Consider the following 7,388-nt stretch of genomic DNA (forward strand, 5'->3'; position numbering starts at 1 on the left):
CGGCCCATCGTGCAGTCTGGCTGGCCTATCGGCATTTCTTCACCCCTCTACTGACATAAGTCAACTCTGGAATGCATCAATTGACAGCGGTCAAGTTCGGTCGACGTGAAAGCTGCTCTACTAACCCGTAGGTGGGGGGGGCTGGCCATGATCATTTGGGATGGAAAAGAAAGGTCATGCAGCGGCGCCCGCCAGCCACTACCCGAAGGGGAAACCAAGCGAGGCACGATATGCACAAGAGAGCATTGACCAAGGGAATCTTTGCCCTGAGCTTCCCGCTGGCCGCGATGATGGGCACCGCCCAGGCCGCGGCCCCGGAAATGACCGCCGAGGAAATGGAGCGCGCCAGCGCCATCTACTTCCAGCGCTGCGCCGGCTGCCACGGCACCCTGCGCAAGGGCGCCACCGGCCCCGGCCTGCTGCCTGAGGACACTCAGGAGATGGGCCAGCGCCGCCTGGAGAGCATCATTGCCCTGGGCACCGAAGGCGGCATGAACAACTTCGACGGCATCCTGGACGAAGAGGAGATCACCCTGATCTCCAAGTACATCCAGCAGACCCCGGAAGAGCCGCCGGAGATGTCCCTGGCCGACATCCGCGACACCTGGACCATCGTGGTGCCGCAGGAGGAGTGGCCGGACGAGCCCCAGCACGACCGCAACTGGGAAAACTTCATGGTCACCATCCTGCGTGACCGTGGCGCCATGGGCATCATCGACGGCGACACCAAGGAGCTCGTTACCGAGGCCGAGACCGGCTACGCCGTGCACGTGGCCAAGTCGAGCTCCGATGGCCGCTTCTGGTACGTCCAGGGGCGTGACGGACGCCTGTCGAAGATCGACCTGTGGATGGATCCGCCCCAGGTGACCGCCGAGGTGTTCATCGGTATCGACGCCCGCGACGTGGCGGTCTCCCACTATGGCGAGTGGGCCGACAAGTACGTCATCGGTGGCGGTTACTGGCCCCCGCATTTCGTGATCGCCGACGCTGAAACCATGGAGCCGCTCAAGGTCGTCTCCACCCGTGGTTACGACACCGAGGGCAACTACGTCCACGAGGCTCGCGTCGCGGCACTCTACGACACGCCCCATGCGCCCAGCTTCCTGGTCAACGTCAAGGAAACCGGACAGATCTGGCAGGTCGACTACAGCGACATCGACAACCTGCGCATCGACCACATCCAGTCCGCCGAGTACCTGCACGACGGCTTCTTCGACTCCACCGGTCGCTACTTCATGATCGCGGCCAACTTCAGCCACAAGATGGCGTTCGTCGACACCGTGGAGCGCAAGCTGGTCAGCATGCTCAACACCGGTCAGATCCCGCACCCGGGCCCGGGCGCCAACTGGATCGATCCGGAGTGTGGTCCGGTGGCCGGTACCACCCACCTGGGCGAGGGCCTGGTGACCTTCTGGGGTACCGATCCCGAGAACCATCCTGACCACGCCTGGGAGATCTGCGGCACCGTCGAGACCGACGGCCCGGGGCTCTTCCTGCGCAGCCATCCGGACTCCCCGCACGTCTGGATCGACCAGTCGATGCACCCGGAGGCCGACGTCAACCAGTGGGTCATGGTCATGGACAAGGAGACCCGCGAGTTGACTCCGATCCATGTCGCCGACCGTCCCCGCGAGCATGACGCCGTGGCGCTGCACTTCGAGTACGACCAGAGCGGTACCGAGGTGTGGGTCTCCATCTGGGCTCGCGGTCGCGGCCACCAGGACGATGGCGCCATCATCATCTATGACGACGCAACCATGGAAGAGATTGGCCGGGTCGAGAACCTGAACACGCCGACCGGCAAGTTCAACGTCTACAACCGCAAGGAAAAGTACAAGCGCGGCTAAGCCGACCTGCCGGAGCGCCTATGGCGCTCCGGCCTCTTCTTCAGCTGCTTCAAGGGATGGCACGAAGCGAAGCGGTTGAAGAAGGGGCCGGCACCACAACCCAACAAGGCGGCAGGGCAGGCTTAAGTAAGCAACGGGTGTCATGAAAAACTCGGGAGATTGATCATGGGGGAGCGTCTACGCAACTGGCGCAAGATCACCATCATGGGGGCATCGTTGAGTGCCGCCGTGGTGTTCTTCGTTGCCGGTATCCTGTTCTGGGGCGGTTTCAATACCGTGATGGAAGCCACCAACAGCATGAAGTTCTGCAGTACGGCGTGCCACGAGATGACCTGGGTCTACGAGGAGTACAAGGACCGCCCCCACTACCAGAACCCTACCGGCGTGGGGGCCACCTGTTCGGACTGCCACGTGCCGGATGACTGGGGGCCCAAGATGATCCGCAAGATCGAGGCCAGCCGCGAGGTGTGGCACTGGATGCTGGGAACCATCAACACCAAGGAGAAGTTCGAGGACAAGCGCCTCCATCTGGCCGAGAACGTCTGGCGTTCGATGCTGCGCACCGACTCGCGTGAGTGTCGCAACTGCCACGACTGGTCGGCCATGGACTTGGAGGAGCAGGCGCCACGTGCCGCCCGCGAGCATGCCCGCGCCTTCGAGCAGGGCCAGACCTGTATCGAGTGCCACCAGGGCATCGCCCATGAGCTGCCCGAAGACTGGGACGAGTCCGAAGTGTGGCTTGCACGCTTCGAGCACGACGAGCCCGAAACCGACCTGGCCGAGCGTGGCGAGCCCGAGATGCCGCTGGAGGCCGAGGAGCTGGGCGAGGCCGTGGTAGCAGAAGGCGACATCGCCTCGACGCTGGATTGGGACGATATTCCGGCGCTCGACATGACCCTGTTCCTGCCTGGCCAGGCTTCCATCGAGTGGATTCAGGACGGCAGCGAGCACGGCGGCGGCCGCGCCTTCAGCTTCGGTGACCGCTGCGTGTGGTGTCATGCGGGCGAAGAGGCGCAGATCGGCGAGATGGCGGTCAACGCCGAGAAGATCGAGACCTTCGATCTGGGCGACAAGCGCGGCCACATCCCGATGACCGCGCAGGCCTCCTTCGACGACGACTACCTGTTCATGCGCTTCCAGTGGGAGGCCGGCGAGCATGCCCCGCTGCCCTTCGTCGATGGCGGTCGCATGGATCCGGACAACCCCATGAAGCTGACCGTCAGCTTTGCCGACGACCGGGTGGACATGGCCGATCGCGGCGGCTGCTGGGCAAGCTGTCACCACGACTCCACCTACATGCCCGACGCGCCGGAAGATGAAGCGCTGGCGGAGTCCGAGCTGGCCGAGCGTCTCGAGCTGATGAACGGGGTGACCAAGTACCTCAGCGAGAGCCGCAGCGAGATCGAGATTCGCGGTCGTCGCGGTGCCGCTCGCGGTGGCTGGGACAAGCTCAAGGAGGAGGCGGAGATCGCCGAACTGCTGAGCGGTGGCGTCTACCTCGACATTGCTCGTTACAATAGTGGTAACGAGCTGACCGAGAGCGGCTATATCCTCGAACAGCGTCACCTCTCCGAGAGCGAGGCAGTGGTTATCACCGCCATGGAAGAGGATGGCGTTTGGACCGCCTACCTGACCCGTGCCCTGCGCACCGGCGTGGAAGGTGACAAGCCGCTCTCCACCGACGGCAAGTACAGCTTCAACGTGGCGCTGCACGACGACTACGCCGCCTCGCGCTTCCACCATGTCTCCTGGCAGTATGGCCTGGCCTTCGATGCCGAGATTCCCGGTGATTTCGACGACGACATGGTGGAGATCAACGCCACGCGCATCAGCCGCTGATGCGTCCGGCACCCAAGGAGGAAGAAGTGATGCACACGCACAGATGGCTTCTGACCACCTTCGGTGCCGGCCTGCTGGCCACCCTGCTGATGAGCGGGATGGCCCAGGCCGGCAGCGAGAACGACCAGGGCAGCAGCGCCGACAACGACAACGTGGTCGAGATCGAGATGATCAGCAACCGCTTCGAACCCGAGGAGCTGGAGGTGAGCGTTGGCACCACGGTGCGTTGGGTCAACGTCGAGCGCCGCTCCAATCACGACATCTACTTCCCCGAGGAGGATATCGCTTCCGGACGGCTCTTCCCCGAGGAGAGCTGGGAGCGTACGTTCGACGAGGAAGGCACCTACGAGTACTACTGCCAGCCCCATCAGGACCGGGGCATGGTGGGGGTGATCCGGGTCGTGGCTGACGAGTAAGAACACTTGGCGACGGGGCCTGATGGCCCAAGAGGAGTACGCATGGCGATAACCACTCAACCCGCGGCGTTGGTTGGCGGGCTATTGACGGCGCTGGTATTGACCGCGACAAGTGCGGTGGCAGCGGCGGAAGGCATCACGGGCTATCGCAGTGCCGAGTTCGGGATGTCTTCCGAGGAAGTGCTGGCACGTCTCGAGACCGATGATGTGGTGAATGTCGAGACGCAGGAAACACCCGATGATGATTTGATCATCGACGGTGAGCTCCGGGTGTCGGATGGGCCCGTGACCGATGTGCGCTATGTCTTCCCGGCAGGCGGCGATCAACTGGCCCTGGTTGTCACGTTCCATCCCGATGTGCAGGATCATGCGGTCGTGAAGGAGCAACTGGTTTCACGGCACGGTGAACCGTGGGGCGAGGAGATGACCGAGTGGTGGTTCGAGCAGCTCAAGGAGGGCATGCCGGAGGAGCCGAACGGCCTGGCGATCTGGGGCGGAGGCGAGAGCGAGAACCAGGAGCGTGGACGCTTCGTGCGCCTCTGGGTTTTCGACGACTACCTCTCGGTGGAGTACCTCGACACCCGCCTATTCGAGTGAACGCTTCAGACCATGATCCTTTCCAGCCGTCCTCACCGGGGCGGCTTTTCCGCTGAGGAATGCAACTGATGAAAAGAACCTCCTTGTTGGCGTTGATGTCCGCCGCTATTTTCAGCATAACGCTACACGCAGACCAGGGGCAGCACACCCATCATGCGCATGGCGGTGATCACGCTCATGACCATGCCCACGCCACATCTGAAACCGCTGCGGGCCCCTTCGAGGTGCGAGGTATCTTTCTGGGCCATGATGAGAGTGAAGGGCGGGTGACGCTAGCCCACGAGGCGGTCCCTGAAGTGATGATGGCCATGCGCATGCATCTCGCACTCCCCGAAGGGGAGGCTGTGTCCGCTTTTGAGCCGGGTGACAAGGTAGTCTTCCAGATGTTCAGCCGCATCGAGGGCGGACAGCGCTGGTACGCCAAGGAGTTTGAAGCGCTGCCCGAGGGTACCGAGCTGAGTCTGCCGGCCGAGCTGCGCGAGGCGGTGGGTTACTGAGCCCTGCGCTGGACCGGCTTGCGCGATGAGGTGTTGCCCACCGAGGCGACACCCCGTCGTAGGGGAGGTCAGGCGATGGCGTGCTTCTTCATGCGATAGAGTAAAGTGTCGCGGGTCAGTCCCAGCAGGCGGGCGGCACGCGAGCGGTTGCCCTCTGCTTGCTCCAGTGCTTGGCGGATTAGTTGGCCCTCCAGAGCGTCGAGGCTCATTCCGCCGGCGGGCAGCTGCCATGTCGCATTGTTCTGTCGGGGTGTCGCTGCATTAAGCCAGTTTTCGGGGAGGTCGTCGGCTCCAATGGTGTGACCATGCATCAGTACCACGCAGCGCTCTATCAAGTTGCGAAGCTCCCGGACGTTGCCTGGCCAGTCATGGGCGAGCAGCCGACGCATCAAGTCGGAGGCAAACGTTGGTGGCTCGACGCCATGGCGACATGCGAGTTCCTCGCAGAAGCGCCGTGCCAGTAGCGGTAGGTCGCCATCACGCACACGCAGCGGTGGCAGCTCCAATGGAATGACATGGAGGCGATAGAAAAGATCCTCGCGGAAAGTGCCTTCTGCCACCCGGGTGCGGAGATCCTGATGTGTTGCGGCCAGGATGCGCACATCGACCTGCTCTACGGTTCCTGCTCCCAGTGCTTGGCATTCGCCGTATTCCAGAAAGCGCAGTAGCTTGGCCTGGGCCGCCAGGGGAAGCTCAGCTACCTCGTCGAGAAATAGAGTACCGCCATGGGCCTGCTGGACTCGGCCGGGCGTATCGGCATGAGCGCCGGTGAAAGCGCCCCGCTGGTAGCCGAAAAGCTCGGATTCGATCAGGTCCTCGGGTAGTGCTGCGCAGTTCAGGGTGACCCAGGGGCCTTGGGCGCGACGGCTACTCTTGTGCACCAGGCGAGCCAGCAGCTCCTTGCCGGTACCGCTCTCACCAAGAATCAGCACCGTGGCGTCGGTCGCAGCCACCAGGCGCGCCGAGCGCACGACCGCCTGCAGCTCGGGAGATTCGCCGACCAGCTCGAAGCGTGTGGTTTGGTTTGCCATTGCCTCCTTCATCTGATCCCTCTTCATGCGCCTCCCCAATGGGTGAGTATCGTTGGCACCGGTGCCAGCATGATGATTACCAGCCCGGCGAGCCTACGCACAAACGGCGAGCGAAGCCTTGCCGCAGTGCTGCTGGCCATGACTCCCACGGTGAACAGCATCGGCATGGTTCCAAGGCCGAAAAACAACATGAACAGTGCACCTCGCCAGGCGACTTCCGTGGTCAGGCTGTAGAGCAGCGCTGAATAGACCAGCCCGCAGGGCAGCCACCCCCATATTAGCCCGAAGCCGTAGGCCTGATAGAGACGGCGTACCGGCAGCAACCGGCGCCCCATAGGCTCCAGGTACTGCCATAGCGGACGCCCCAGCGCCTCAATACGCGCGAAACGCGGAAACCAGCCGGCGATATAGAGCCCCACCGCGATGAGAAAGGCCGCACCCAACACTGCCATAAGTGGGCGGTTGGCAGTGCCTACAGTGCTGCTCAGCACTCCGGCGCTGCCGGCAACCAATGCGCCGGCAACGAGATAGCTGCTGATGCGCCCGGCGTTGTAGGTCAGGTTGAAGGTCGTCAACCAGCGTGGCCTCGCTCTCACCTCGGGGGAGAGGCTGAAGGTCAGGGCGCCGGCTATCCCACCACACATGCCCAGGCAGTGAGTACTGCTGAGCAGCCCCAGCAGAAAGGCGATGGACCACTCAGCCGGCATTACGGCTTGCTCCCCTGATGTGCTGAGGCAACAGCTTGTGGCGATTCACCATGCTGTGTCATCTGACATGTCGGGCGTGGCAGATGACACAAGCATACGCATTGAACGTTACGGCTGTCGCCTGGAGGGCCTTGCAGAATCAGGAAACACCCCCTTCAAATCAATAAGGTGCATTTCTTTAAGCGGTGTTGAGTCAATCTGGCATAAAAAATGCTTGAAAGATGTACCGTTTCGTAATTGAGCAGCAATTATCACGGCCCCGCTTGGGGCCGTTTTTTTAGCGTATGCGTAGGGCCCCGAGGCATTGGCGTCATTCCCGAGTTCGCCCGGTGCAGTTTCGGGCCGCTAATCAAAGCGCGGCGATCTTGTCACGCTGCTCGAGCAGCACGGCGCGGGCCGCCTGGTACTCCTTGAGCTTGCCGCGCTCCTTCTCGACCACCGCTTCCGGCGCCTT

General features: G+C 62.7%; 8 protein-coding genes. 5 read left to right on the forward strand and 3 right to left on the reverse strand.

What is annotated here, in order from left to right; translation table 11 throughout:
• The first annotated feature begins 230 nt into the window (after positions 1–230).
• The 5 genes from H1D44_RS03810 (at position 231) to H1D44_RS03830 (ending at position 5,196) form a co-directional block, all read left to right on the forward strand.
• A complete protein-coding gene (locus H1D44_RS03810) occupies positions 231–1,847 on the forward strand; it encodes a cytochrome D1 domain-containing protein (RefSeq protein WP_181513513.1) in 1,617 nt (538 codons plus the stop codon).
• 165 nt (positions 1,848–2,012) lie between these two features.
• A complete protein-coding gene (locus tag H1D44_RS03815; RefSeq protein WP_238984409.1) occupies positions 2,013–3,686 on the forward strand; it encodes a NapC/NirT family cytochrome c in 1,674 nt (557 codons plus the stop codon).
• A gap of 29 nt (positions 3,687–3,715) precedes the next feature.
• Positions 3,716–4,102: a cupredoxin domain-containing protein gene (locus tag H1D44_RS03820; RefSeq protein ID WP_181513514.1), complete on the forward strand. Its 387-nt coding sequence runs from the start codon at positions 3,716–3,718 to the stop codon at positions 4,100–4,102.
• A gap of 42 nt (positions 4,103–4,144) precedes the next feature.
• Complete coding sequence (locus H1D44_RS03825) at positions 4,145–4,699, forward strand: hypothetical protein (RefSeq protein WP_181513515.1); 555 nt, start codon at positions 4,145–4,147, stop codon at positions 4,697–4,699.
• Positions 4,700–4,767: 68 nt separating this feature from the next.
• The gene (locus H1D44_RS03830) at positions 4,768–5,196 is read left to right on the forward strand and encodes a copper-binding protein (RefSeq protein ID WP_181513516.1); all 429 of its coding nucleotides are present in this window, start codon (positions 4,768–4,770) and stop codon (positions 5,194–5,196) included.
• Between the two features lie 68 nt (positions 5,197–5,264).
• Here the strand turns inward: H1D44_RS03830 and H1D44_RS03835 are convergent, their stop codons facing one another.
• The 3 genes from H1D44_RS03835 to H1D44_RS21295 all read right to left on the reverse strand — a co-directional run.
• The gene (locus H1D44_RS03835) at positions 5,265–6,227 is read right to left on the reverse strand and encodes a sigma-54 interaction domain-containing protein (RefSeq protein WP_181513517.1); all 963 of its coding nucleotides are present in this window, start codon (positions 6,225–6,227) and stop codon (positions 5,265–5,267) included.
• A gap of 23 nt (positions 6,228–6,250) precedes the next feature.
• Entirely contained in the window at positions 6,251–6,934 is a 684-nt protein-coding gene (locus H1D44_RS03840) for a sulfite exporter TauE/SafE family protein (protein WP_181513518.1), read from the reverse strand.
• Positions 6,935–7,283: 349 nt separating this feature from the next.
• On the reverse strand, positions 7,284–7,388 hold a 105-nt coding region (locus tag H1D44_RS21295; RefSeq protein WP_181513519.1), incomplete at its 5' end, for a hypothetical protein.

Source organism: Billgrantia kenyensis (assembly GCF_013697085.1).
Taxonomy (GTDB): domain Bacteria; phylum Pseudomonadota; class Gammaproteobacteria; order Pseudomonadales; family Halomonadaceae; genus Halomonas; species Halomonas kenyensis.